We start from the raw sequence: 24,557 nt of genomic DNA on the forward strand, positions 1-24,557 counted from the left end.
TGCTTGGCGCTGTAACCGTCAATATCATGTTGAAGGAGTACTAGCCATTCTCACGACATTATTAGACTCAGCGTAACCCAAAGGAGCCATCATGCGCGTACCAGTCATATTAAGCTGCCTATTTGCGCTGCTTGGCCAGCCTATAAATGCAGAAATTTATCGCTACACTGACGAAAATGGACGAACTGTGTTTTCCGATAAAGCGCCCAAAAATAGCGAAACCGTGACACTCCCCACCTTAAATACGACGCCCGCGGTAGACGTCGCAGAGCCAGAACGCTCGAAGGTGAACGACATAAACATGGACCGCAACACCATTCAAATAAGCTCCCCCAGTGACGGAACCATCATCCCCAATGGCCTAGTGGCAACCACCGTTAGCGTTAAGACAGATGTGCCTTTGCAAGACGGCCAGCAAATCCGCATAAAGCTAGATGGCAGCACCATCAGCACGTCCAGCGCCACCAGCTATGAGATACCTCGACTTACCCGCGGCCAGCATCAAATACAGGCCATCTTAATTAGCAAAGACGGAGAAAATCTCGCTGAAGACCGCAGCAGCGTAATGGTATACCTGCCCACAAATTAAGCCCACGCCACTGAAGTTTTTCGTGCCAGGACGCACCTTATAGGTGCATACTGAAAATTATTGACCAATTTCGCCTCATAAAACCGCTGCTCAAGCATATAAAATAAGGCCCCAAAATAGGGCTTCTCACCCTATCGAGCAGACAAAATTATGAATTTATCGATAAAGTCCTCGCAATTTCGCTTGGCCTAGAAATTGCTTTAAGGCAAGACATAACGAACATACTGGCGATGCTATGCCTCCGAGCAATATCTACCATCAAATTCTCGACAACTTGAAAACAGCGATACTGTTGGTCGAGCCGAACCTGACCGTCAGCTATATTAATCCGGCGGCAGAGGCACTGCTGGCAGTATCTGATCAACGTATTCACGGTGAAGCGATCACCAAACTTTTTCACGAGCAAGAAGACACCCTCGTAAAACTGCTAGACGCAATCAACAACTGCGAGGCGTATACCAAACGCGAAACGGTATTAACTCTGCGCTCGGGAACAGAAATCACCGTGGATTACGCAGTGACGCCAGTAACTGAAAATCGGCGTACATCTCTCATTATCGAATTGCAGCCATTAGATCGCCTGATTCGCATCAGCAGGGAAGAGGGCCTGCTCTCATCGCAACAAAATAGCCAGGCGCTAATTCGCGGCATCGCCCATGAAGTTAAAAACCCACTTGGCGGCCTTCGCGGCGCTGCTCAGCTACTCGCTCGCGAACTCACCGATCCCAAGCTCCACGACTACACCAATATCATTATTGAAGAAGCCGACCGCTTGCGGAATTTGGTCGACACCATGCTCGGCCCCCACAAGGCACCGGAGAAGAAAAAGACCAACATCCACGAAGTATTAGAACGGGTAAGACAACTTGTTGAAGCTGAATCAAACGGTGACATTCGCATTATTCGCGACTACGACCCCAGCATCCCTGACATTCTTGGTGACCGCGAACAGCTGATTCAAGCTTTTTTGAATGTCATTCGCAACGCCCAACAAGCACTGCGACAAGACTCGCCTAGCGATAGAGACCCAACAATTATTATTAGAACCAGAACACTGCGCCAACTCACCATTGGCACACACCGTCACCGGCTAGTTTGCAGTGTCGACATTGCAGACAACGGCCCCGGCATACCCGCCAAGCTTCGCGCCTCAATCTTTTTACCAATGGTAAGCGGACGCGCCGAAGGCACTGGGCTCGGGCTATCGATTGCGCAATCAATACTTAATCAACATAACGGACTTATAGAATGCAGTAGCGAACCCGGCAACACCGTGTTCTCGCTACACATTCCCCTGGAGCAAGACTCATGAGCCAAGCTAATTCTGTCTGGATAGCCGACGACGATCGATCGATACGCTGGGTGCTAGAAAAAGCACTCACTCAGGCAGGTATCATTACCCGCTGCTTTGAAAACGGCGATGAGCTACTCGGGCAACTCGAGGGTGAAGTTCCGGACGCTATCATCAGCGATATCCGTATGCCCGGTATTGATGGCTTAAAGTTATTGTCGAGAATTACCGCCGCACACCCCGGTCTGCCCGTCATTATAACGACGGCCCATTCAGACCTAGACAGCGCAGTGGCCTCCTATCAAGGAGGTGCATTTGAGTATTTACCCAAACCTTTTGATGTTGACGAAGCAGTCGCCACCACCCAGCGAGCCTTGCAGCACGCCAACAAGAACCGCAATTTACTCCCCGAACAAGCGCCGCTAGAAGCGACCGAAATCATCGGCGAAGCACCGGCGATGCAGGAAGTTTTCCGCGCCATCGGGCGGCTATCGCAATCAAATATCACCGTCCTCATCAACGGCGAATCGGGTACCGGTAAAGAGCTCGTAGCACAAGCGCTTCACCGCCACAGCCCCCGCGCAAGCAAACCGTTTATTGCTTTAAATATGGCGGCCATTCCTAAAGACTTAATGGAATCGGAATTATTTGGCCACGAGAAAGGGGCTTTTACCGGCGCCAGCGCCCAGCGCCGCGGTCGCTTTGAACAAGCCAATGGCGGCACTTTATTTCTAGATGAAATCGGCGATATGCCCGCCGATACCCAAACTCGATTATTGCGCGTGTTGGCAGACGGCGAATTCTACCGAGTTGGTGGCCACACCCCCGTTAAAGTAGATGTGCGAATTATTGCCGCCACCCACCAACACTTAGAGAAGCTAGTAAAAAACAATACCTTCCGGGAAGACCTTTTTCACCGCCTCAACGTAATCCGCATTCACTTACCACGCCTGTCAGAGCGCCGCGAAGATATTCCCAAGCTCATGCAGCACTTCTTCACCCGCGCTGGCAACGAGCTAAACGTAGAGCCCAAACGCCTGCGCCCTGAGACCGAGGAATATCTCTGTCAAATGGAGTGGCAAGGCAACGTTCGTCAGCTCGAAAACACCTGCCGCTGGCTAACCGTTATGGCGGCCGGCCGTGAAATCCACATAGATGACCTTCCGCCAGAATTACTGGAAAGACCCCAGGGCGAAGCGGCGCCAGCATCCAACTGGCAAGATAACCTCAAGCGCTGGGCAGATCAGGAATTAATGCTGGGACGCGACAAACTGCTAGATCGTGCAATACCCCAATTTGAACGAATTATGATCGAGTCCGCCCTGAAGCACACCCACGGACGCCGCCGCGATGCGGCCAATTTACTCGGCTGGGGTCGCAATACCCTGACCAGGAAAATTAAAGAACTGGGTATGGGTGGCGATGATGACGATGATTGATTTTAAATAAAACAGACGCTTGATGTCGGACGTCTGATGCAAAACATAAAAGCCCAGCACTCACGCTGGGCTTTTTTACATCCGGCGTCAGACGCCCGTCGCCTAGCTGGAACCCAAAAAACCCACCTGCCGCCACGCTTCATAACTTACCAGCGCCACGGTATTCGACAAATTCAAACTGCGGGACGTACCGATCATCGGGACTTTTAAGCAGTGCTCAACACCCAAATCATCGCGAATATTCTGTGGTAGTCCAGCGGTTTCTGAGCCAAATAACAGCACATCATCGGCCTTAAATTTGGCATCTGCGTAGTTGCGGCTACCCTTGGTAGTTAGAGCAAAGATACGCCGACCGGCCATTTCTTGCAGAAAACTTTCATAATTCGCATGCCGGCTCACCCGAGCTAAATCAGCGTAATCCAACCCTGCCCGGCGAAGTTTCTTTTCTTCGAGATCAAAACCCAGCGGTTCAATTAAATGCAGATGACAGCCATTATTCGCAACGAGACGAATAATATTACCGGTATTGGGTGCAATACGCGGCTCATGAAGGGCGATATGAAACATGAGGGTATTGGGCAACGCTAGACTTGATCAGCCCAGCGTTGCCAGCTCACTTAGTGAGTAGTTGGTTCAGCGGCCGCTTTTTGCTCTGCCTGCTGCTGCGCTTGACGATAAAGCGCCTCAAAATTAACCGGCTGGAGAGCAAGTGCAGGGAAACCACCTTTCACCACTAATGCGTCAACTGCTTCACGCAAATACGGGAACAACATATTGGGACACGCTATGCCAAGAAGCTGACGCAGTTGCTCACCCTCTATGCCTTCGGCCAGAAACAAACCACCTTGGTGAATTTCTACCAGGAATGCCGTCTCATCATCTTCCAGTTTAGCGGTAATGGTAACGGTAAGAATAACTTCGAAATTATTCTCTGCAACGGGATTACTGCGGGTATTCAAATCGACCTGAATTTTTGGCTTCCACGCCTTGGTGAAAATCACCGGTGCACTTGGCGATTCAAACGACGCGTCTTTAACGTATATACGCTGCAACGCAAACTTAGGTTGAGCGGGAGCTTGTGCTTCTTCTGCCATTATTTTCTACTTCCTAATTCTGGGTATAAACAAACAATATGGGCGCCATTGATAATTACAAGGCGAGCATTCCATCCAATTGCGCGCGACGCTCAAGTGCCATTAACTCATCACATCCACCGACATGGGTATCACCCACCCATATTTGCGGAACAGTTCGCTGCCCCGTGCGAGTCAATAAATCACTGCGAAGGTCATTGCGGCCATCAACCGGAATTTCTTCAAACTTAACGCCTTTGCTAGTCAGCAACTGCTTGGCGCGTACACAATAGGGGCAGAATCGCGTTGTATAGATTGTTACTTTCGCCATAATCACTCTCCCCCTATCTAAATCGTTAATGCTATCTGTTCGACTATTTTACCAGTGGCATCTGCATTGCCTGCCACTCACCGATACCACCTTTCAAACGGTGCACCTGCGTATAGCCTTTAGCACCGAGTTTTTTACCCGCGGCACTAGCGTGTTGGCCAAGCTTGCATACCAGTACGACGGGCTTTTCTTTGTCGGCAAGACCATCGATCTCTTTGTCTAACTTAGCAAAAGGCAGGTTAACCGAGTCTAAGATATGTCCTTTACTAAATTCAGCTTTGTCCCGCAGATCAATTACCACCGCGCCCTGCTGGTTCAACAAGCTTACCATCTGCTGAGGCGTAATAGATTTGCCAGCACGCTTTGACTCGTGAAAACTTAACAGCAATAAGCACGAGATTAAGGCCGATATAAGTATCCACTGCTCAGCTACGAAAGGGATTAATTTTTCCATGAAAGCTCTCTTGATACGTCGCGGTGAACACAATTCGCGAAAAAAGCGAGAGTATACACTGCCACTGTGCAATTCTCACCCTTCCCCGCATAGCCGCCTTGTGCCTAAAAAGTTACAATGTTCCGCTAATTCCAGCCCATTTGAAGTGATTTATTATGGCCGACACGCAAACCAAAAAACCCGTTGTATTAATTATACTTGACGGCTTTGGCTACCGCGAAGACCCCAAAGACAATGCGATTTTCCACGCCAAGACGCCCAATTGGGACAGTTTGTGGGAGAAATCACCGCATACACTTATTTCTGGTTCAGGCTTAGACGTGGGACTACCCGACGGCCAAATGGGCAATTCTGAAGTTGGCCACATGAGCCTTGGCGCTGGTCGTATTGTTTATCAGAGCATTACTCGCATCGACAAAGATATCGCCGACGGTGATTTTTTTAACAATCCCACCTACACCGGCGCCATAGACAAAGCGGCAACGGCGGGCAAAGCCGTTCACATACTAGGGCTGTTATCTAGCGGCGGCGTGCACAGCCACGAAAACCACATATTAGCGATGATGGAAATGGCCGCCAAACGCGGCGCCGAACGAATTTATGTCCACGCCTTTTTAGATGGCCGCGACACGCCACCACGCAGCGCCGAAAATTCACTCATTAAAATAGATCAAAAGTTCGCCGAACTCGGTCGCGGCCGCACAGCCTCCATCATTGGACGCTACTACGCCATGGACAGAGATAATCGCTGGGACCGAGTAGAAAAGGCCTACAACTTGCTCACACAAGCCAGCGCCGACTTCCGCTATGACTCTGCCTGCGAAGCGCTCGCCGCCGCCTATGCCCGCGATGAAAATGATGAATTCGTCAATGCCTCAGTCATTCAATCTGCCCAGCAAGACGACGGTAGCATTAAAGATGGCGACACCGTTATTTTCATGAACTTCCGCGCCGATCGCGCCAGAGAAATCACCCGCGCCTTTGTCGACAAAGACTTCGACGGCTTCCAGCGCAAAACAGTCCCCGCCCTCGCCGAGTTTGTCATGACCACCGAGTACGCCGACAGCATTAAAGCCGCCGTCGCCTACCCGCCAGAAACAATGCACAACAGCCTAGGCGAAGTGCTGGAGAAAACGGGCAAAACCCAACTGCGCATAGCCGAAACCGAAAAGTACGCCCACGTCACCTTCTTCTTTAGCGGCGGCCGCGAAGCACTTTATAAGGGTGAAGACCGAGAGCTCATTGCCTCGCCAAACGTCGCAACTTACGACTTGCAACCAGAAATGAGCGCGCCAGAGGTTACCGACAAACTGGTCGCCGCCATTCGCAGCGGCAACTACGACGCCATTATTTGCAACTATGCCAACGGCGATATGGTCGGCCATACCGGCGTATTTTCTGCCGCCGTAAAAGCCGTTGAAGCCTTGGACACTTGTATAAAGCGCGTTACCGACGCCGTTATCGAAATGGGTGGTCACTGCCTGATCACCGCCGACCACGGCAACTGCGAGCAAATGGTTGACTACGACGCCGGCCAAGCACACACCCAGCACACCACCGAGCTTGTGCCATTGGTCTATGTGGGCTACAAGCACGGCGTCCTGCAGGAGAAAGGTGGCAAGCTAGCTGATATTGCACCGACCATGCTGGCGCTGATGTCCGTCGATCAACCCGCCGAAATGACCGGCACCAACCTACTGCGTGAAGCCTGATTAAGGTGCTGCTGAGCGCTGTCAGTTTTCGAGCACTATGCGCGGCTTTATTGCTGCTTTGCGCTATCGCCGCGGCCGCAGATAACGACAACACCCAGCGCCAACTCAATAACCTTAACGACAAGATTGGCTCCCTAAAAAAATCGATTAATAAGCAGCAGCAAGATCGCAGCAGCACCGCAAAGGCGCTGCGCACCATAGAAAAAGATATCGGCGAACTAGCGGCAAAACTGCGGCAAACCAGCAGCAAGCGCGAACAACAACAGCGCAAACTGGCCGAGCTGGAATCTCGCCAACAGCTGCTTCGCAAACAGCAAGTGAATCAAAAGGCGCTAATTGCAGAACATGTTCGCAATGCTTATACCTTAGGCAAAGAAAGCCAGTTGAAAATGCTGCTAAACCAAGAGCAACCAGAAAAGCTTAGCCGCACACTTACCTATTTCGACTATTTCAACCGCGCCCGCAGTGAAGAACTGACCAAATACCGCGACACCCTCTCTGAATTAGACTCGCTAAAGCCAAGCATAGAGGCGGAAGCTCAGGCGCTTGCAGAAACCAGTGCAGAACTTAAACGCCAACAGCAAAGCTTGTTGCAGCAAAAGCAGCAACGCGCGAACGCGCTGGCGGGGATAGATCGTGAAATTCTAAATAAAACCAGCTCCCTGAACACCCTCGACAAGGAACGGAAAGGTTTAGAAAACGTCTTACAGGCCGTTGAGCGGGAAATCACTAATATCGTGATACCCGAAAACTATAAACCCTTTAATGCCATGCGCGGCAAAATGCCTTGGCCAGTAAGAGGTAAGCTTCTCAATCGCTACGGCGCATCTCGGCAAGGCAGCGCGGTGACGTGGCAAGGCATTCAAATTGCCGGCAACGAAGGCGACTCTGTACTATCCATACACAATGGCCGCGTGGTATTTGCCGACTGGCTGCGCGGAGCGGGCTTGCTGATAATTGTCGACCACGGCGGTGGCTACCTCAGCCTATACGCCCACAACCAAAGCCTGCTGCGCACCGAAGGTGACTGGGTTAAGGGTGGCGAGGCCGTCGCAACGGTAGGAAATAGCGGCGGACAACGCCAAGCTGGGCTTTATTTTGAGATTCGCTACAAGGGCCAACCCACCGACCCGCGCCGGTGGTGCCAATAAGGGCCAAGTATTCGCAGAAAAAGCGAGATACAATAACTTTCGATTGACGTCGTTCCAGGAATTTAGGTCATGCCACACTTTTTTCGCCACACCTTAACTGCTCTTATGCTTGTGCTGTTAGCCGCTCCTTTCGGCGCACTCGCAGACGAGGCGGCAAGCGCCGACACTGCCGCGGAGCCACAGGGGCAATTACCGCTGCAGTCCTTGAGAAACTTTGCAGACGTATTCAACCAAATTCGCCTGAGCTACGTGGAAGAAGTAGACGACAAAACCCTACTTGAAAATGCGATCCGCGGCATGCTCAGCGGGCTAGACCCACACTCTGACTACCTCGACGCAAGCTCCTTTGAAGACCTTCAAAATCACACCACCGGCGAGTTCGGCGGGCTTGGCATCGAAGTCGGTATGGAAAATGGCTTTATCAAAGTTATCACCCCCATAGACGACACCCCCGCGGCTCGCGCTGGCATTCAAACCGGCGACCTCATCATTCAAATCGACAACAAGCCAATTAAGGGCCTGAGCTTACAAGAAGCAGTCACCCTAATGCGCGGGCCAGCTGGCAGCAAGATTGTTGTGACTATTTTACGCAGCGGCATCAGCGCGCCGTTTGAAGTGCAACTCAAGCGCGACGTCATTACCGTGGCCAGTGTGCGCGGTGAAATACTTGAAGCGGGCTACGGCTATATCCGTATTTCCCAATTCCAGAACCGCACCGGCCAGGACCTTAAAAAAGAACTCAGCAAACTGAAATCGGGCCGCGAGCCGCTGAATGGCTTAGTCCTGGATTTACGCAACAACCCCGGCGGCTTGTTGCAAGCCTCAGTGCAAGTGGTGAACGAGTTTATTAACGAAGGCCTTATTGTTTACACCGAAGGACGACTGCCCAATGCGTATAGCCGCTTTATGGCCAGCGCCACCAACCCCGCTGACAGCACACCGATGGTGGTATTGATTAACGGCGGGTCGGCGTCCGCCTCTGAAATCGTCGCCGGTGCACTGCAAGATCACCGCCGCGCGGTCATTATGGGTACCCGAAGCTTTGGCAAGGGTTCGGTGCAAACCGTGCTGCCACTGTCTGAAGAAAGCGCCATAAAACTAACTACCGCCCGTTACTTTACCCCGAGCGGGAGATCAATTCAGGCACAGGGTATTGAGCCAGACATTATTGTGGAGCGTGCCAGAATCGAAGCGTTAACCAGCAGCGGTATCGAGATCACCGAAGCAGATCTGGCCGGCCACCTTGGTCGTGGCGACGGCAAAGAAAGTACCAGCGTCAGCCGCAAGGCAGAAAAGGGTAAGCGCGAAGATTTAGCCGCCGACGACAATCAACTCTATGAGGCACTAAACCTATTAAAAGGCATGTATATCATGACAAAGCCGAAAACCGCCCTTGTTGAAACCGCTATTCAGTAACATTATTTCAGACACAAAAAAGCGGGCATTTAGCCCGCTTTTTTGTGTCTGCTACGAAAATTACAAACGCACTTCTATCCCGCGCGCCGCCATATAGGCTTTAGCCTCTGGTACCGTGTACTCTCCAAAATGGAAAATACTCGCCGCCAGCACTGCGTCGGCCAAGCCTTCGGTAATGCCCGCCACCATGTGATCCAGATTACCAACCCCGCCAGAAGCGATAACCGGTACCGGCACCGCTTCAGAAATCGCGCGGGTCAACGCCAAGTCGTAACCTGCCTTGGTGCCATCCCCGTCCATACTGGTCAACAGCACTTCGCCGGCGCCGTTGGCGACCATTTTAATCGCCCACTCTACCGCATTGATGCCGGTTGGTTTGCGACCACCGTGGGTAAAGATTTCCCAGCGCGGCCGACCGTCAGCCTCGTTGGCAACGCGTTTGGCATCTATCGCAATAACAATACACTGTGAGCCAAACCGATCTGCGGCTTCTTTAACAAAGTCTGGCCGGTGTATGGCCGCCGAGTTAATACCAACCTTATCAGCACCGGCATTTAGCATGGTGCGAATATCTTTAATCTCGCGAATACCACCGCCAACGGTGAGTGGAATAAACACCTCGGCGGCAATCTGCTCAACAGTGTGAACCGTAGTTTCACGGCCTTCGTGGGTCGCGGTAATGTCGAGAAAGGTGATTTCGTCAGCGCCCTGTTCGTTGTAACGCTTGGCCACTTCAACAGGATCACCGGCATCGCGGATGCCGACAAAATTAACGCCTTTTACAACGCGACCCTTGTCTACATCTAGGCAGGGAATAATACGTTTAGCCAAAGCCATATTGGTTTCTCGTCCTGTTCGCTATTAGCGATTGTCGTCGCAGTAACGCTGCGCTTCGGCTAAATCGAGTTCGCCTTCATAAATTGCACGGCCGGTAATGGCACCCAATATGCCCGCCTCGGCAACCGCATTTAGTGCGCGAATATCATCCATATTGGTCACACCGCCAGAAGCGATAACAGGCAAGCCCGACGCTTTAGCCATGGCCACAGTGGCCTCAACATTTACGCCCTGCATCATACCGTCGCGGCTAATGTCAGTGTAAACAATAGAGCTAACACCATCTTGCTCAAAACGCTTGGCTAATTCTGTCGCCAATAATGTCGACACTTCCGCCCAGCCATCAGTGGCGACCAAACCGTCTTTGGCGTCTAAGCCAACGATGACCGAACCAGGGAATGCCTTACACGCCTCGGCAACAAACTTTGGCTCTTTTACTGCCTTAGTGCCGATAATCACGTAGTTAACACCCGCATCTAAATACTGCTCAATGGTATCCAAAGAGCGAATGCCACCGCCTATTTGTATCGGCAGATTTGGGTAGGCCTTAGCAATGGCCGTTACCGCTTCACCATTCACCGGCTTGCCCTCAAAAGCGCCATTAAGATCAACCAAATGCAGACGACGACCGCCTGCTGCAACCCAGCGCGCTGCCATTTCCACGGGGTCATTACCGTATACCGTAGAGTCGCCCATTTCACCTTGACGCAGGCGCACGCATTGGCCGTCTTTTAAATCTATTGCGGGGATAATCAACATAATAAAAACCTAAAAATAAATTCTGATGACGAGATCAACCCGTTACCGGAAAGAAGCTCGCCACGGGGCGATCCCAATTCAAAAAATTACGCAGTAGGCGCAGGCCAGCTTCACCGCTTTTTTCAGGGTGAAATTGCACGGCAAACACGTTTTCACAGGCAAGCGCCGCGTGAACCTGCACGCCATAATCAGCTGTACCAGCCACAAACTCTGGTGCATCTACGTAGTAGCTATGCACAAAATAAAAGCGGCTATCATTGGCGATACCGGCCCACAGCGGATGCTCAATAGTTTGGGCAACGTTATTCCAGCCCATATGCGGCACCTTTAGGCGTGTACCCGCGCTGTCATGCAAATCGTTACCAAAAAACTTGACCGCTCCGGGCAGAATATCTAAACACTCAACGCCGTCATTTTCCTCGCTGCTTTCCAGCAGCGCCTGCATGCCAAGACAGATTCCGAGCATTGGCTTTTGCGCTGCCACCTCTTGAATCACTTCATCAAGGCCGCGGGCTTTTAGTTCAGCCATACAGTCGCGAATAGCACCAACACCGGGGAAGATAACGCGATCGGCGCCGAGAATAGTCTCTGGGCAGTCGGTGACAATCACCTTAACGCCGTCACCCACTTTTTCGAGAGCGCTGGCTACCGAATGCAAATTACCCATGCCGTAATCAACGACGGCAACGGAAGAAGAACTCATACCGATAAATCCTAGAGACTGCCCTTGGTAGAAGGCGTAATACCCGCCATACGCTCGTCGGCCTGCAAAGCCATGCGCAAGGCGCGACCAAATGCTTTAAACACCGTTTCCGCTTGGTGGTGGGTGTTTTTGCCGCGCAGATTATCAATATGCAGCGTCACTTTGGCGTGATTCACAAAGCCGTGGAAAAACTCGGAGAACAAGTCCACGTCAAAACCGCCCACGCTGCCGCGGGTATAAGGGACGTGGTATTCCAAGCCGGCACGGCCAGAGAAGTCGATCACCACCCGCGACAAAGCCTCGTCCAGCGGCACGTATGCGTGGCCGTAGCGAGTAATGCCTTTCTTATCACCCACAGCCTCGGCAAAAGCCTGACCCATGGTAATACCGATGTCTTCTACGGTGTGATGCGCATCAATGTGAAGATCACCTTTGGCGTTGACCACCAAATCAATCAGGCCGTGACGTGCGATCTGATCCATCATATGATCTAGAAAAGGAACCCCAGTTTCAAAATGAGACGTGCCCGTGCCGTCTAGATTTACTGACACGGTAATTTGGGTTTCTAGGGTGTTACGGCTGATCGTAGCTTTGCGCTCGTTCATCGACGCCTCATCGGTTATTTGCTTACAATAGCGTATTATAAAAAATCCCGACCCGTATTACACCAAGCAGAAACGTACTAAATGCCTGTATACGCAGAAATAATCACACAACCCGATCCTCAGGATGCGGCTGACCTCGAAATACTGTATCCCAACGACAGTGTAAAACTACTGGCGTCCGCCGTGTCAGGTAAGCTAATTATCTACGGTGGCCGTTTTAATGGCCGAATTCTCTCGGCCTTCACGCTCACCCCCATATACGGTGGCGACTACCAAATAGCACGCTTATCCGTTCGCGAGGTAACACGTCGCAGGGGCGTGGCGAGGCAGCTCATCATTCAAGCGATGAAGCAATTACCCAAGGATCTGCAGTCAATTTCTGCCGACTTGCGCCGCGCGCCAGAACTGGTCAATCTATTCTCAGAACTGGGTTTTAACGCCAATAACAGCCTCTGGTGTTGGCAGCGCAACACCTAATGAAAGCTAGTAATAAACCTATTTTCAGCCAGCAGCTGCTGGCATGGTTCGACATCGCCGGCCGCAAAGATCTGCCCTGGCAGCAAAACATCACGCCGTATCGGGTGTGGGTATCAGAAATCATGCTGCAGCAGACTCAGGTCACCACCGTCATCGACTACTACCAGCGCTTTATGGCTCGCTTCCCAACAGTGCAGAGCCTTGCCGACGCGCCAACTGACGATGTCCTCGCCCTCTGGACCGGCCTTGGCTATTACGCCCGCGCCAGAAACCTCCATAAAGCAGCCAAACTCGTCTGCGAAGAATTTAACGGCGAATTTCCACACGACCACGAACTACTCCAGCAACTCCCCGGCGTAGGCCGCTCCACCGCAGCCGCCATCTACTCTATCGCCTGCAATGGCCGCGCGCCGATACTCGATGGCAATGTTAAACGGGTGCTCACACGCTATGCAGCCATCGACGGCTGGCCAGCCTTAAAGCACGTTGAAAGCCAATTATGGAATCTAGCCGAAGAACTCACACCTAAGAAGCGAGTAGCCGACTACACCCAAGCCATCATGGATCTCGGCGCCACCCTCTGCACCCGCAGCAAGCCCCAGTGCCCAAGCTGCCCAGTGCAAAGTAGCTGCCAGAGCTTCGCCAACAACACTCAAACTAACTACCCCAGCAAAAAACCGAAGAAACAAATACCCACTAGACAAGTTCACATGCTGATTATTGAAAATAATCGCGGCGAAATATTACTAGAGCAGCGCCCCGCCAGCGGCATATGGGGTGGTCTGTGGAGTTTCCCCGAAGCGGCAAATGTCGACGAACTCGACCACTACCTCGACAAAAACCTCTGCTCTGCCAGCACCACGCAGCACTGGCCCGTAATGCGCCACACCTTTAGCCACTTCCACCTGGACATCAACCCCGTCCATATCCGCCTCCAAAGCGAAATCACCACAGTCATGGAAGCCAAGCCACAGCTTTGGTATAAGGGACACCCTGAACAACAAGTCGGCCTCGCCGCGCCGGTAAAGAAACTGCTAGACGCTGTCTTCAGCTCAGATCTATTAAGAGAAGCCCCACTATGACCCGCACCGTATTCTGCAAGAAATTCCAGCGAGAACTCGACGGCCTAGACAAGCCGCCCTACCCAGGCCCCAAAGGCCAAGACATCTTTGAAAACGTCTCCAAAAAAGCCTGGGAAGAATGGCACGCCCACCAAACCATGCTCATAAACGAAAAGCACCTGAGCATGATGGACCCCGCTTCACGGAAATTCCTACAGGCTGAGATGGAAAAGTTTCTATCCGGCGAAGACTACGAAAAAGCCGAAGGTTACGTCCCCCCCAGCGAATAAGTCTTCTATGTCAGGGGCTTGACTCACTGTTTCGGAACAGGTTTAATACGCGCCTTCTGAGAGGCAGCCAAAGCCCTCAAACTAGGCCCAGATAGCTCAGTCGGTAGAGCAGAGGATTGAAAATCCTCGTGTCGGCGGTTCGATTCCGTCTCTGGGCACCACTACTTTCCTGTTTAACATCAAATATCTATCACCCCCCCAACCCAGACTACTTTTGCAGTCGCCCTGCTATTGATACACGCTGCCGAAAAACTAAATCTATATCTATGGAAACCCAGCGATCCTCAATTTAACTAGTTTCGATAGATCAATACACCAACGATAATCAAATTCAATGTTGCCAACGAGGAAGTTAGTTGCACAACATTACGCCTTCTACCACTCTTCCTCACGAACTGCCCAACAAAAAAAGTGGCCGATCACAAAAGACGACACTATGATCAACAAGATTGAGTAGCCCCCTCTACGAGACAGTGCTCATAACAGCCTCCATCACACCTCCTCCGCCAACTTAGGTTTATCACCCTCTGGCATAGGCGAGTAATATCTGCACGCAGGGTATGTGGAGCAAGCTAATATCTTCTTCCCTGCATGCTCGCCCTTTTTAACAGTTCGTTTAACTAAACTCGATGAACACTTTGGGCAGTTGCGAGAATCGTCTAAATTCACCACCTTGGGCTGTATCGTTGATTCGACTGCAACTTTTTCAGGCGCAGGCAGAAAACCAGACAACAACTCAGCTACGGCAGATATTGTGTAGGCTGCTTTCGCCGGTACTTGAATCATCGGTATTCCGGCTGTTTTACAAGCTCCAAGTAATAAATCATCACGCTCTTGCCGTGACTTGGCCTGATGTGACTTATCATCCAGCTCAATTACGCACATAACTGATAGATCAGTTGGATCACAGAGGACGAAATCAAAGTGCTTTCGATCTATTTTGTTTCGAGCGGTACTAGAAGCTCCCCGCTGCAATCCTTTTCGAGGGCTTAATACATCACCAACACGAACTTTACCGAAAACACGAGCGCGGCCAGCAACAGCCTGATCTAGCACTCCCAAAAATGAGCGTTCTGCTGGGGTAAAGAGTGGACCGGCCTGCTGGTAAGGAAATTCATCGACAGTAGCTGTGTCGCCAGTATTCGCTTTAGCGGGCAGTTTGGCTTTCAAAACAAGAATTGCGACTACGATAAGCACGACGAAAAGGAACAGCCACTCCATGTGAACACCTCATCCATACAATATTGAATTCGCGATTGCGAGATGTGGAATATAGCAGTTCGCCCCAATTACCTGCTAGCTATTGAGATTTACTGCCAAAGGCAATACAGCCAAGTGACGATCAATTTCCACTACAGCGTCTCGATAAATTGGAAGGTGATTTTTCTCTGCCTGCCAATGCTGATGAAATAACTCGATTGTTTCTTTAGCTACGTCGAGTATTAGCGTTTTCGGTATGCCTGCTCTCCCTGCCAAATGAATCAACTCTTCCTCGTTGAGCTCATCAAACCGACGCGTGCGACTGCATTTCAACGCCGTTTCGTTGTCGGGAATATAAGGGATAGTCGAGAGGAAGTCATAGGCTGGCGCTAGTCTAGCTACTCTCCGGTCAGGGTAATAAACCGACCAATTTTTCAGGTGCATGTCGGCATTGCCGATCAGGGTATTAAAGGTGAGACGCCGGATAAACTCACGCATGTCGTCCTGGTCACTTTCAATAGCAATAACGTTCGCGATATTGGCAGCGCTCGCTTTTTTATATTTGTCTCGCGGGTAAACACCGAAGATTTGCGCGAAGTCTTCCGTATGAACTGCACTGCCATCACTCAAGCGATCAAAACGCTCAATCACGAAAGCCTTACCTGGCAGCGCTGAAACGTCTTTTGGCAGGCCGCCAATCTCATCTATATCAACAAGATCGACAGCTGGCACATTCATCCCCAGCATGCGGGCTAGGGTCATCATTGAATATTCGTTTTCTGGTACGCCCGGATACTTGTCAGACGGTAGTTTGACGATCCATGATCCACCCACCCCCTTTGCCGGAATAGTGAGGCCACCACTGACTCCCTGTAACGCCGAAAACTTCAACTGCACTCCTGCCAACGAAAAGCGCAGTAATTTCTCTTCCCGCGCCTGCTTTTCGGCCTCATCAACAGGGTCTGATACTTCGGGCGGCCAGTCTTCTCCATCAGCTGGGCGTACCGTTACTGCTCCAGGGAGATCCCGCCCCAAAGCCCAGAGCAAAAAAAACTCCCGCTCAGGATTCACTCCAGCACGTTCAGCAAGGTAGTCCCGCATCCGCTCTTCTGGCAGTAAATTAGAGAAAAATGGCATGAGGCGGGTTTGATACGGCCTGAACTCAGTGAGCAACTCACCGTAGTGATCTTTGAATCCTAGGCTTAAGGTCGGTCGACCTGCGTCAGCGATATAGTCCTCATTAAAGGCAAACAGATTCCTGTCACCATCGACCCGAGTAAGGGTGCCGATAGGCTCACCATAGAGAAATACGTCCAGGACAGACAACTTAGGCATCATCATCTCCATCAAGCGAATAGGCCGAACGCCAACGACCTTCTGGCTCTGAATCCCGCTGATGCACCGCTTCGTTACGCAGCCTATTCACTTCCTCAAGTACTGTCTGAAGGGACGACACTTCTGTCTTTCCAGTGATCAGTTTCTGTAACTGCTTAGCGAGTGCCTTGAGCTTGCCCTCGCTTTCAGGAGGTAGAGATATTCGAGACAACTCATTGATACGACTCCGCAATTGAGCAACGCCCCTATCGCCGGCAAGCGCTGTATTCAATTGATCCGCTGCTCGCTGCAACTTTGCCATCACGTCTAACATTGACTTTGATTGGGCTTTTGCTTGCGTGCTCCGAATGATGGAATTCACCGCCGAAAGTCCTTTTCGCGGTACCAGCTTCAACTCCATGTCCAAGGCAAGAGCAATTTCAACCAAACTGGAGATGCGCAAATCCACGCCACCGGACTCAATCTTGGAGATATGACTCTGAGGTACACCAGATAAATCAGCCAGTGTGCGCTGACTCAGCCCCTTGGCTTCTCGAGCTCGTTTCAGCGACTTAGAAATGTCAATGACGGCATTCATTGTGATCTACTTTAATAGATATATTTAAACCGATAATATGTCATTACATATCACACATCAACAGCACAAACAGGAAACCGATCTATCAAAACAGATAAAATAGATCAATGATCTACAATAATGCATCAAAAAATAGAGAATTACTCAACCCCCCAAGCCAAATGCGTAACAGCCAACACCGCCGGCTATTCCACATACACCACTAGCTTACCGATATTTCCGCCGCTCATTAGTTTCGCCAGTCCATCGGGGGCATTTTCTAAACCATGGATAATATGGTTTTTATTAATCAGTTTTCCGTCCAGGAGCCACTTTTCCATGGTCGCTAATACGTCATTTATTTGATGCAAATAATCCAGTATTAAAAACCCTTCCATGCGCAGACGCTTCGAGGTAATTAGCGGGAAGTTTTTAACGCCGTACTGCTCTGACTTTCCATACTGAGAAACGCTGCCGGAGGCGACGATTCGTCCATTTATCGCCATATTCGGCAATACTGCGTCTAGAATTTCGCCACCCACATTATCAAAAAATACTTGGACGCCATCTGGCATCAGTTCCGCTATGGCGTGCTGCAAATTTGTCACAGCCTTGTAGTCGACTGTGCCATCCAGTTTGATCTTCTCTTCCAAGAATTGGCATTTATCTGCACCGCCGGCTAAGCCGTAAACTATGGCGCCGGCTGCTTTGGCAATTTGCGCGGCCATGATGCCAGTCGCGCCTGCAGCGCCACTGATGAGCACCTTGTCGCCCGCTTTGAGACGTCCAATTTCCATCATCCCGATGTAGGCCGACCAGCCAGTAATTCCCAGCGTGCCGAGATAGGCATCTAACGGCACGTCTGGATGGGGCTGAAACTTTAGTGTGATTTTATCGCTCAGTAAGGCCTCACCATCGATCACTAGATAATCCGCCCAAGACTGTAGGCTAAGAATATATTCGCCCTCTTTAAACTCAGGATGAGCAGAGGCTGCAATACGACCAATAATATTGCCGCGCATTAAATCGCCAATTTGTAACTGCGGGAGATAGTCTTCTTTTTCGCTAAGCCACAATAGGTTGGAGGCATCCAATGACAGCAAACAGCTTTTAATCAATACTTGCCCTTGTTTTAAGGCCGTCACGGGACGAGATTCCCAACGCAACTCCGATCCATCGAGCTGATCTTTTAGATAATGATCAATGACCCATGCATTGAAATGACTTGGTAAACCCATACCGATAACTCCTTAGAAAACAGTATCTCGTTAATTTTATTTTCAACTATTTAGCGCGCTTGAGATTTAGCTGCTCGCGCTGCTCTTTGTCAATGTTACATTAGCCGAGGAGATTTAATGATTATTATCCGCCCTGAATTTGTATTTCCCGACGAGCGATTTTTATGGATCTAGCAACATTAGCAAACACAATCTGGTCTGAGCTCTCACGGGCACAAGCAGATCGAGAACACCCATGGCGCACGCCGGTACTTGCCAGCGTTGACAGTGAAGGCTTACCTCAAGCGCGCAGTGTAGTGCTAAGAAAGGTTTGCAGCGACACTCAGACTTTACAGATTTATACAGATTCCCGCAGTCCGAAAGTTAAGCAATTACAGACATCCGCTCAGATCCAACTGGTATTTTGGAGTAGGTCGCTGAACTGGCAGTTGCGGGTAAGCGCACAAGCTAAAATTTCAAGAAGGGGCCCCGATGTCGATGCCGCATGGCAACAAGTTAAGCAAAGCCCGGCTCGACAAGACTATCTCTCTCCCCTCGCGCCAGGCGACACGCTGGACACGGAATTGCATAAGAAGCCGAGCAACACTCATCATTTGGCCATTATTAGCGCGACCGTCACTAAAATGGATTGGCTGTCTCTGAGCCCGGCAGGGCATCAGCGCGCAGAAATTTCTGGGAACACCCTGCGCTGGCTAAGCCCTTGATCAATGGCTGCACAGTGATGAGTTTAAACTTACGTCTAGCTATTGGAGCGCGCTGATACTTTTCCAACCTTGAAAACTGTCAGAGGCAAACACGATCATCAGCACCAAATATTATGATTTTGTAGCCTCTCGGCGATTAGGGACATGCTGCATCGCAGTCCGCGCCCACTCGTTCGTAGCAGCGAGTCAGCGCGACATGTCAGCAAGCTAGAGTACTTGCTGAACTACCTTGAGACGCCTTTGCGGTACTGTTTTTAATAATAAATCGTCACGGTTACCGTATCGCTATAGCTACCTTGAGACGGTGTGATCTGTGGTGCTGTGCGAGCATAAATACTTTGCGCTTGGGCGCTGCCCGTGCCGGTATCGGCAAGCGTGTCGCTGTTGAGGGTATCACCCCAGCGCTGGCTCCGAGCGACATCTCGATATAACTCATAGCTTACATATTTGCCGGCGCCATTGTGCATCCGACGGGTGCTACCGCTCGCATTCTGGCCGTTGTCTAGCCCGATCTGATACGGGGTGGTGTTGGTGCATTGCGGCGCGACAATAGCCGTGGTGTCTATATTGGCGCTGAGAACGCCTTGGGTGCCAAAGCTTATGTTTTGAACAGAAAAAACCGGATTGCAGCTCGCCTCGACGGTGGCGCTAGCGACGAAGGGAAAACTGCCGGTGCCGCTAAATGTGCCGCCACTGGTGCAGCTAGTCGGCCAGCTTGGTGTTCCCAATAACGCCTCATTCGCGCGAAATGACATTAGAGCGTCGATAAAATTCGAAAAGTTGTTGCTGTAACTCCCTGGGACGGCCGTGTTTTGAGGAGAAATTATGTCACCATAAACCGTCACACTGCCACTTCCTGAGCCACCCAATACCGGTACCGAATATTGCAGATCAACCTCGTATCGATTCACTCCGGATATGGCAATCGGCCACACTACCGAGCGCGCGGAATCCCGATAGAGATTGAACTGCAGCTCGTTGCCCCCACTGGTCATTCGTCTTGGCACGATGGTAACCCCCGAGCCTTGAGCGCCAACCCCAATACTGAAACAGAGCCTTACCCGCGCTGTTGCAAGCAAAGCTAAGCCGCCGGTATTGCATTGGTAATTGAGAGTCGCCGCAACACCGCCCCAACCAGTGAATGGGTCACTGGCACCAAAGCTCACATTGGTCATACTCGCAGTGCAGCTCGTTGATGCGTGAGCAGCTGCCGGTATAGCTAAAAGCGTTGTTAGCACCACTTTGCGTAGGTAACGTGCTGTCATGGTTGCTCTCGACAGATCAATGGTCCGATGCCGGAAATACCATCTATTTGCTTCGGCATGACGATGTCTACAACACAACTGTCGCCTCCTTGCAGCTCTACGATAACAGGGTTGTGGGTGGGCAGAACCTCCAAATATGCTTGGCCATCGTGTCCCACAATCGCGAGGGTGTTTCCGTCCTGCAGTAAACGGCTACCAAGAGGAATTACTTGGCCATCGCTGTTATGAAGGGTAAGTAAGGCGGCACGTACTCGGCGCATACCAAAATCAACCCGCAGCCCCGCTCGCTCTGCTGGCACTGCCAGTACAGATTGCTTGTCGAATTGAATGTTACTTGGCAATTGCAAGGGATCTATGGACACCTGATTACCGCGGTATGCACCCAAGCCCGTCAACAAATAATAACCCTGTTTATTAGTTCGACCGATTGGGCGATTTTCTAAATTTACTGGCACGCCGGCAATGCCGTTAGTGGAGACCAATGCAAAACTGTCGCTGACTTCACGGGCGGGGAAAATACTTTGCGGCGCGTCGGCCATCCAGATAAATGAGCCGCTAAGATCGCCGAAGGCTGAATCACCACTGGGTAACGAGCGAATCCCACCGCCGAGCTGGGCGTAATCACCTCGGTAAAGTGCATCGGCCTGGACGTAATCAACTTCACCTGTACGCTGCATTTGCAAGCCCCAGCCAGTACCGCCGTCGGCAGACACCCCGCGACGGAGATAGGCAGCCTGTTGCTTGGCGCCATCGCGATTGTGGCTGGCAGAAACACCGCCATTGACGCGACCACCTAGCGATACTGACAGGCCGGCATACAGGCTGTAACTTTCGCCGTTGTCGAGCTCGCGCGCCGCGTTAACAAACAGTGTGACACCGCCCAAAAGGCGGCGACTGTAGCTTGCGCCAATACTTCTAAAACGTCCTTCTTCCAAGGTATCTAGGCGGCTGTAGTTGAGCGATACTCGACCACTAGCACTGGAACCTACCCCGAGTAACAATCGTTCGGTACGCTGGGGCGGTGGGCGGCCGCCATTAGAGGCAATATCACGGTAGCTGCCAAAGCTGCGTTGCAAACTGTAATCGACGGTGACACCAAGACGACTCCAATTATATCCCAAGGTACGCTGCCAGCCGTCAGCTTGGTGACCCACACTGCGCGCCAAAGCGCCGCTAAACAGGCCCGCTTCGCCCAAGGTAAATAAGGCCCCAAGTCCGCCAGCCACCAGTTGCTCATCGGCTTCCCCGTGTGTTTCTAGCGTGAGGGTATCGCTGAGACCATAGCGTACGCTGCTACTTGCAACTGGGTGATCGCGATAGCTATACGAGTCCGTACCATATAGCTGGCGAACACTGCCCGCCTCCAAAGAAAAATCACTGAGGCCGCGCTGCAACAAACGAGGGGAACTGTAAAAAGAAAAGTCCTGCACCGTAGTGCGGCCAAGGGCATCAGTCAGCACCATTTGTGCTTGGCTCAAACCGCTAATCGTTGGCGCGCTATCAATGCGATAAGCGCCTGGTAAAACCTCCCCACTGTATTGGCGCAGCCCCTCGACATATAGCTCGACTTGCGATGGCAGCGCCGCTTCGCCGAAAAATGCGGGCAGCGGCTGAACAACTAAATCTGGCTGAAGAGAAAAATTACGCCGCAATTGCAAGCCACCTAGTCGCGTCGCACGGCTCCACGACAAGCCGCCACTAATAAAATCCCCCGCGGTGACAGTGAGCAGATCGTCCTGCGACGACCAGGTCCAGTGAGTATCTAGACGAGTGTAATCGTCATCGCCATCCCGACTGTTTATCCTTAATAAACCAGTATTTTCAAAGACCTGATTATCGACAAAGGCGCGCATTGCGGTGCTTGCCGCGAGGTCGTACTCACCCCGCTCATCTACCGTCGTATACATATCGTAATTGAATAAAGCGCCGAAACTAGCCTGTGCATGAGGGGTGCGATTGCTATCTCTACGATAAGACTGGACGCTCATAATGAGTAAATGCGGCGCAGCCGTCAGGTGCAATTGCTGCTGAAGTACGTCGTAGCGGTATGTAAGATCGGGGATAGCGTCTAACGCTAGATGCTGGTCATCCGATGGATTGGTCAAGACGATCCCAATTGCGACTAGGTGCTGGGGCTCTACATAAAACGCGCCATTGTGTGACATCACCTGAAGGATATATCTGGTGGGCACCATATTGAGAAACACTTCAAGATAAAGTGACTCTTGGCTACCCGGCATAACGGGGCCATCAAGAAGCATAATACTGCCGTTAGTTGTCGACTCGGGAGTCGCGACAGAGGGAAAGTCAGCGTTAGCCCAAACCGATGTCAACGCACAGCTAATCAGTAAGGTCAGCTGGCGCCAGAGGGTGCCGCGTGGGCTGACCATTGACCTGCATCCTTATTTCCGTCGCCGTTGCCGCGCTACTGGGCAAATTAAAAGTCCAAATCCGCGAACTCCCCGCCAGTAAGTAACCTACTAGGCCTTTATGTTCATAGACGACGCGACCTTCGCTGCTCAATAACGCAAGATCCGTAATCTGGGCGCGGCCGCTACCGGTATTTTCCGCCGCTAATTTCAAGCCCGCCTCGGTATCTTGCAAGCGCCAATTAAGTTTGGCGGCTGTCTCACCCAAGGGGGATTCTATAAATGCAGGAACAGAAAAACGCAGTAAAAAATTAAGCCCTGGCTGCGCGCCGAGTTGACCGCCGACAGCCAAATCATCGACTGACGCCGCAGGTAATTCATCTATTAAAATACGGAAACTGCGTTCACCCGAGACCGCGCCTAAGCCTGCGTCGCCGCGCTGAATAACCCGCACCACCTGTTTACCGCCCGGAGCGATATTTAAAAATGGCGGACTGGCTACCAGTGCAGTAGAAGGGGTAAGCACCTCTTTTCCAGCCTGCTGTTGCCACATAAAAATACGCACCTGTGCGCGGAGCGCGGTGGTGCCGGTATTGCGCAGAGTCAAACCCTTAGCCACGTCACTGGGTGCAAACTCCAATAACGTGGGAGCAACGCCTAAACCGGCAGCAAATGCTGGAAGAATTGTCAGAGCCAGGGACAGCCCTAAGAAGTGATGTAGCCGCAACGAGGACCATAAGGCAGACAGTAAACGGCGCATAAAGTATGGGGACCACAACAAATTTTTAGAATGTAACGCTGACCGTCACTGTATCAGAATAAGCACCAGCGGGTGGCGTTGTAGCGTTGTCACCTGACTCAACGCGTCCATACACTGTTATATCCTGTTCAATGCCTGTACCGGTGCCCGCGTTTACACTGCCAAAGGTGGCACCATCGCCCCACAATGTGCTGTGCCCAGCATCACTGTAAAGGCGGTAACTAACAAAGTTAGTAACCCCAGCGTCGGCCATGCGACGAGTCGTGCCATCATCGTTGCCACCTTGGTCCAGCTCTAAGTCATAAGCTGCATCGTCGGTACAGGTGACAGACACAGTCGACGTCGCCGTGTAATTGGTGTTGAGCAACTGAACGGTACCAAAGCCCATGTCCGTGGCCGGGGTAGTCAGTTCACAACTATCTTCGATGGTGATCGTAACATCAAAAGTATCGCTTGTTTGAGCCAATAAGCTACCCGACCATGTCAGCGTGGCAACCAGTAATCCATATAGGTAGTTTCGTTGAATAGTCATTTCTACATACTCATTAATTTAAAATCCTGCGGCATTTGAGTATATGCTTTCTAAGTATTACCTATAGATAGTAATTGTACGGATTAGGGTGTCGGTAGAGCGCAATAAATAACGATTACAATCCAAATTAATTTTTGGTTGGGAAAGTTATATTTCTAAGAAAATGACAAGTGAATAAATATCCAAGACACGGAAATGTGCGTTTAAAATCTATATCCTTGCTAACCCTCACATTCCATCCATAGTTTTTGTAATGATGCCGTTTCGGCCTAGCTCATGCTTAACCCTCCAAACAGAAAACACATTTCGAAAGTCCAACATTAAAACCGAATTTCAAGCCAAGCGCGCACGGTGGCACAAAGGTAGGTGGAAAGAAACGCTCTACTTCTACAGTTTTTTACCGATTCCAT

Annotated in this window: 26 protein-coding genes and 1 tRNA gene; 11 read left to right on the forward strand and 16 right to left on the reverse strand. The window is 51.1% G+C overall.

The features are described from left to right. The first annotated feature begins 91 nt into the window (after positions 1-91). The 3 genes from KXJ70_RS08395 (at position 92) to ntrC (ending at position 3,319) form a co-directional block, all read left to right on the forward strand. Complete coding sequence (locus KXJ70_RS08395) at positions 92-589, forward strand: DUF4124 domain-containing protein (protein WP_219042961.1); 498 nt, start codon at positions 92-94, stop codon at positions 587-589. Between the two features lie 235 nt (positions 590-824). Beyond that, entirely contained in the window at positions 825-1,901 is a 1,077-nt protein-coding gene (gene glnL / locus KXJ70_RS08400) for a nitrogen regulation protein NR(II) (protein ID WP_219042962.1), read from the forward strand. After that, entirely contained in the window at positions 1,898-3,319 is a 1,422-nt protein-coding gene (gene ntrC / locus KXJ70_RS08405) for a nitrogen regulation protein NR(I) (RefSeq protein ID WP_219042963.1), read from the forward strand. Before glnL ends, ntrC begins: the two co-directional genes overlap by 4 nt. 102 nt (positions 3,320-3,421) lie before the next feature. Here the strand turns inward: ntrC and KXJ70_RS08410 are convergent, their stop codons facing one another. From KXJ70_RS08410 to KXJ70_RS08425, 4 genes are read right to left on the reverse strand one after another with little or no spacing between them, the layout of a single operon-like run. Then, positions 3,422-3,886 (reverse strand): tRNA (cytidine(34)-2'-O)-methyltransferase, encoded by a 465-nt coding sequence (locus KXJ70_RS08410; protein ID WP_219043132.1) that lies wholly within the window; start codon positions 3,884-3,886, stop codon positions 3,422-3,424. A gap of 50 nt (positions 3,887-3,936) precedes the next feature. Beyond that, the gene (gene secB / locus KXJ70_RS08415; protein WP_219042964.1) at positions 3,937-4,413 is read right to left on the reverse strand and encodes a protein-export chaperone SecB; all 477 of its coding nucleotides are present in this window, start codon (positions 4,411-4,413) and stop codon (positions 3,937-3,939) included. 55 nt (positions 4,414-4,468) lie between these two features. Then, complete coding sequence (gene grxC, locus KXJ70_RS08420; RefSeq protein WP_219042965.1) at positions 4,469-4,723, reverse strand: glutaredoxin 3; 255 nt, start codon at positions 4,721-4,723, stop codon at positions 4,469-4,471. Between the two features lie 43 nt (positions 4,724-4,766). Next, complete coding sequence (locus KXJ70_RS08425) at positions 4,767-5,177, reverse strand: rhodanese-like domain-containing protein (protein ID WP_219042966.1); 411 nt, start codon at positions 5,175-5,177, stop codon at positions 4,767-4,769. Positions 5,178-5,332: 155 nt separating this feature from the next. Here KXJ70_RS08425 and gpmM point away from each other — a divergent pair, with 155 nt between their 5' ends. The 3 genes from gpmM (at position 5,333) to KXJ70_RS08440 (ending at position 9,456) form a co-directional block, all read left to right on the forward strand. Next, the gene (gpmM, locus tag KXJ70_RS08430) at positions 5,333-6,889 is read left to right on the forward strand and encodes a 2,3-bisphosphoglycerate-independent phosphoglycerate mutase (RefSeq protein WP_219042967.1); all 1,557 of its coding nucleotides are present in this window, start codon (positions 5,333-5,335) and stop codon (positions 6,887-6,889) included. A gap of 5 nt (positions 6,890-6,894) precedes the next feature. Next, entirely contained in the window at positions 6,895-8,040 is a 1,146-nt protein-coding gene (locus KXJ70_RS08435) for a murein hydrolase activator EnvC family protein (RefSeq protein WP_369409756.1), read from the forward strand. 69 nt (positions 8,041-8,109) lie between these two features. Beyond that, entirely contained in the window at positions 8,110-9,456 is a 1,347-nt protein-coding gene (locus tag KXJ70_RS08440) for a S41 family peptidase (protein ID WP_219042968.1), read from the forward strand. Positions 9,457-9,516: 60 nt separating this feature from the next. On the opposite strand, the gene hisF is transcribed toward KXJ70_RS08440, so the two are convergent. The 4 genes from hisF to hisB are packed head-to-tail and all read right to left on the reverse strand — an operon-like array spanning position 9,517 to position 12,360. Beyond that, a complete protein-coding gene (hisF, locus tag KXJ70_RS08445) occupies positions 9,517-10,293 on the reverse strand; it encodes an imidazole glycerol phosphate synthase subunit HisF (protein WP_219042969.1) in 777 nt (258 codons plus the stop codon). 24 nt (positions 10,294-10,317) lie between these two features. Beyond that, positions 10,318-11,052, reverse strand: coding sequence for a 1-(5-phosphoribosyl)-5-[(5-phosphoribosylamino)methylideneamino]imidazole-4-carboxamide isomerase (gene hisA / locus KXJ70_RS08450; RefSeq protein WP_219042970.1), 735 nt, complete (start codon positions 11,050-11,052; stop codon positions 10,318-10,320). 34 nt (positions 11,053-11,086) lie between these two features. Beyond that, on the reverse strand, positions 11,087-11,755 hold the full coding sequence (gene hisH, locus KXJ70_RS08455) for an imidazole glycerol phosphate synthase subunit HisH (protein ID WP_219042971.1): 669 nt from the start codon (positions 11,753-11,755) through the stop codon (positions 11,087-11,089). Between the two features lie 11 nt (positions 11,756-11,766). Continuing rightward, a complete protein-coding gene (hisB, locus tag KXJ70_RS08460) occupies positions 11,767-12,360 on the reverse strand; it encodes an imidazoleglycerol-phosphate dehydratase HisB (RefSeq protein WP_219042972.1) in 594 nt (197 codons plus the stop codon). Positions 12,361-12,441: 81 nt separating this feature from the next. On the opposite strand from hisB, the gene KXJ70_RS08465 reads away from it, so the two are divergent. From KXJ70_RS08465 to KXJ70_RS08480, 4 genes are all read left to right on the forward strand, one after another. Beyond that, positions 12,442-12,837, forward strand: a complete 396-nt coding sequence (locus tag KXJ70_RS08465; RefSeq protein ID WP_219042973.1) for an acetyl-CoA sensor PanZ family protein — start codon at positions 12,442-12,444, stop codon at positions 12,835-12,837. Beyond that, complete coding sequence (mutY, locus tag KXJ70_RS08470) at positions 12,837-13,919, forward strand: A/G-specific adenine glycosylase (RefSeq protein ID WP_219042974.1); 1,083 nt, start codon at positions 12,837-12,839, stop codon at positions 13,917-13,919. The genes KXJ70_RS08465 and mutY overlap by 1 nt, the downstream gene beginning before the upstream one ends. Next, positions 13,916-14,188 (forward strand): oxidative damage protection protein, encoded by a 273-nt coding sequence (locus KXJ70_RS08475; RefSeq protein ID WP_219042975.1) that lies wholly within the window; start codon positions 13,916-13,918, stop codon positions 14,186-14,188. Before mutY ends, KXJ70_RS08475 begins: the two co-directional genes overlap by 4 nt. Before the next feature lie 85 nt (positions 14,189-14,273). Next, positions 14,274-14,349: transfer RNA gene (locus tag KXJ70_RS08480), tRNA-Phe, on the forward strand. A 331-nt stretch (positions 14,350-14,680) separates the two neighbouring features. Here KXJ70_RS08480 and KXJ70_RS08485 read toward each other — a convergent pair. The 4 genes from KXJ70_RS08485 to KXJ70_RS08500 all read right to left on the reverse strand — a co-directional run bounded on the left by KXJ70_RS08485 (position 14,681) and on the right by KXJ70_RS08500 (position 18,517). Beyond that, positions 14,681-15,409, reverse strand: coding sequence for a DUF2726 domain-containing protein (locus KXJ70_RS08485; protein ID WP_219042976.1), 729 nt, complete (start codon positions 15,407-15,409; stop codon positions 14,681-14,683). A 75-nt stretch (positions 15,410-15,484) separates the two neighbouring features. Then, on the reverse strand, positions 15,485-16,723 hold the full coding sequence (locus KXJ70_RS08490; protein ID WP_255558226.1) for a type II toxin-antitoxin system HipA family toxin: 1,239 nt from the start codon (positions 16,721-16,723) through the stop codon (positions 15,485-15,487). Further along, the gene (locus tag KXJ70_RS08495) at positions 16,716-17,300 is read right to left on the reverse strand and encodes a helix-turn-helix domain-containing protein (RefSeq protein ID WP_219042977.1); all 585 of its coding nucleotides are present in this window, start codon (positions 17,298-17,300) and stop codon (positions 16,716-16,718) included. The genes KXJ70_RS08490 and KXJ70_RS08495 overlap by 8 nt, the downstream gene beginning before the upstream one ends. Before the next feature lie 185 nt (positions 17,301-17,485). Next, complete coding sequence (locus tag KXJ70_RS08500; RefSeq protein ID WP_219042978.1) at positions 17,486-18,517, reverse strand: MDR family NADP-dependent oxidoreductase; 1,032 nt, start codon at positions 18,515-18,517, stop codon at positions 17,486-17,488. Positions 18,518-18,681: 164 nt separating this feature from the next. On the opposite strand from KXJ70_RS08500, the gene KXJ70_RS08505 reads away from it, so the two are divergent. Then, positions 18,682-19,221, forward strand: a complete 540-nt coding sequence (locus KXJ70_RS08505) for a pyridoxamine 5'-phosphate oxidase family protein (protein WP_219042979.1) — start codon at positions 18,682-18,684, stop codon at positions 19,219-19,221. 254 nt (positions 19,222-19,475) lie between these two features. Here KXJ70_RS08505 and KXJ70_RS08510 read toward each other — a convergent pair whose 3' ends face one another. Genes KXJ70_RS08510 through KXJ70_RS08525 form a run of 4 tightly spaced genes read right to left on the reverse strand, consistent with a single transcriptional unit; the run spans position 19,476 to position 24,147 of the window. Next, positions 19,476-20,486 (reverse strand): Csu type fimbrial protein, encoded by a 1,011-nt coding sequence (locus KXJ70_RS08510; protein WP_219042980.1) that lies wholly within the window; start codon positions 20,484-20,486, stop codon positions 19,476-19,478. Beyond that, entirely contained in the window at positions 20,483-22,876 is a 2,394-nt protein-coding gene (locus KXJ70_RS08515) for a fimbria/pilus outer membrane usher protein (RefSeq protein WP_219042981.1), read from the reverse strand. The genes KXJ70_RS08510 and KXJ70_RS08515 overlap by 4 nt, the downstream gene beginning before the upstream one ends. Continuing rightward, positions 22,827-23,615, reverse strand: coding sequence for a fimbrial biogenesis chaperone (locus KXJ70_RS08520; protein ID WP_219042982.1), 789 nt, complete (start codon positions 23,613-23,615; stop codon positions 22,827-22,829). Before KXJ70_RS08520 ends, KXJ70_RS08515 begins: the two co-directional genes overlap by 50 nt. 25 nt (positions 23,616-23,640) lie before the next feature. Continuing rightward, a complete protein-coding gene (locus KXJ70_RS08525; RefSeq protein ID WP_219042983.1) occupies positions 23,641-24,147 on the reverse strand; it encodes a Csu type fimbrial protein in 507 nt (168 codons plus the stop codon). Positions 24,148-24,557: the final 410 nt, after the last annotated feature.

It is taken from the genome of Zhongshania aquimaris (assembly GCF_019312595.1).
Taxonomy (GTDB): domain Bacteria; phylum Pseudomonadota; class Gammaproteobacteria; order Pseudomonadales; family Spongiibacteraceae; genus Spongiibacter; species Spongiibacter aquimaris.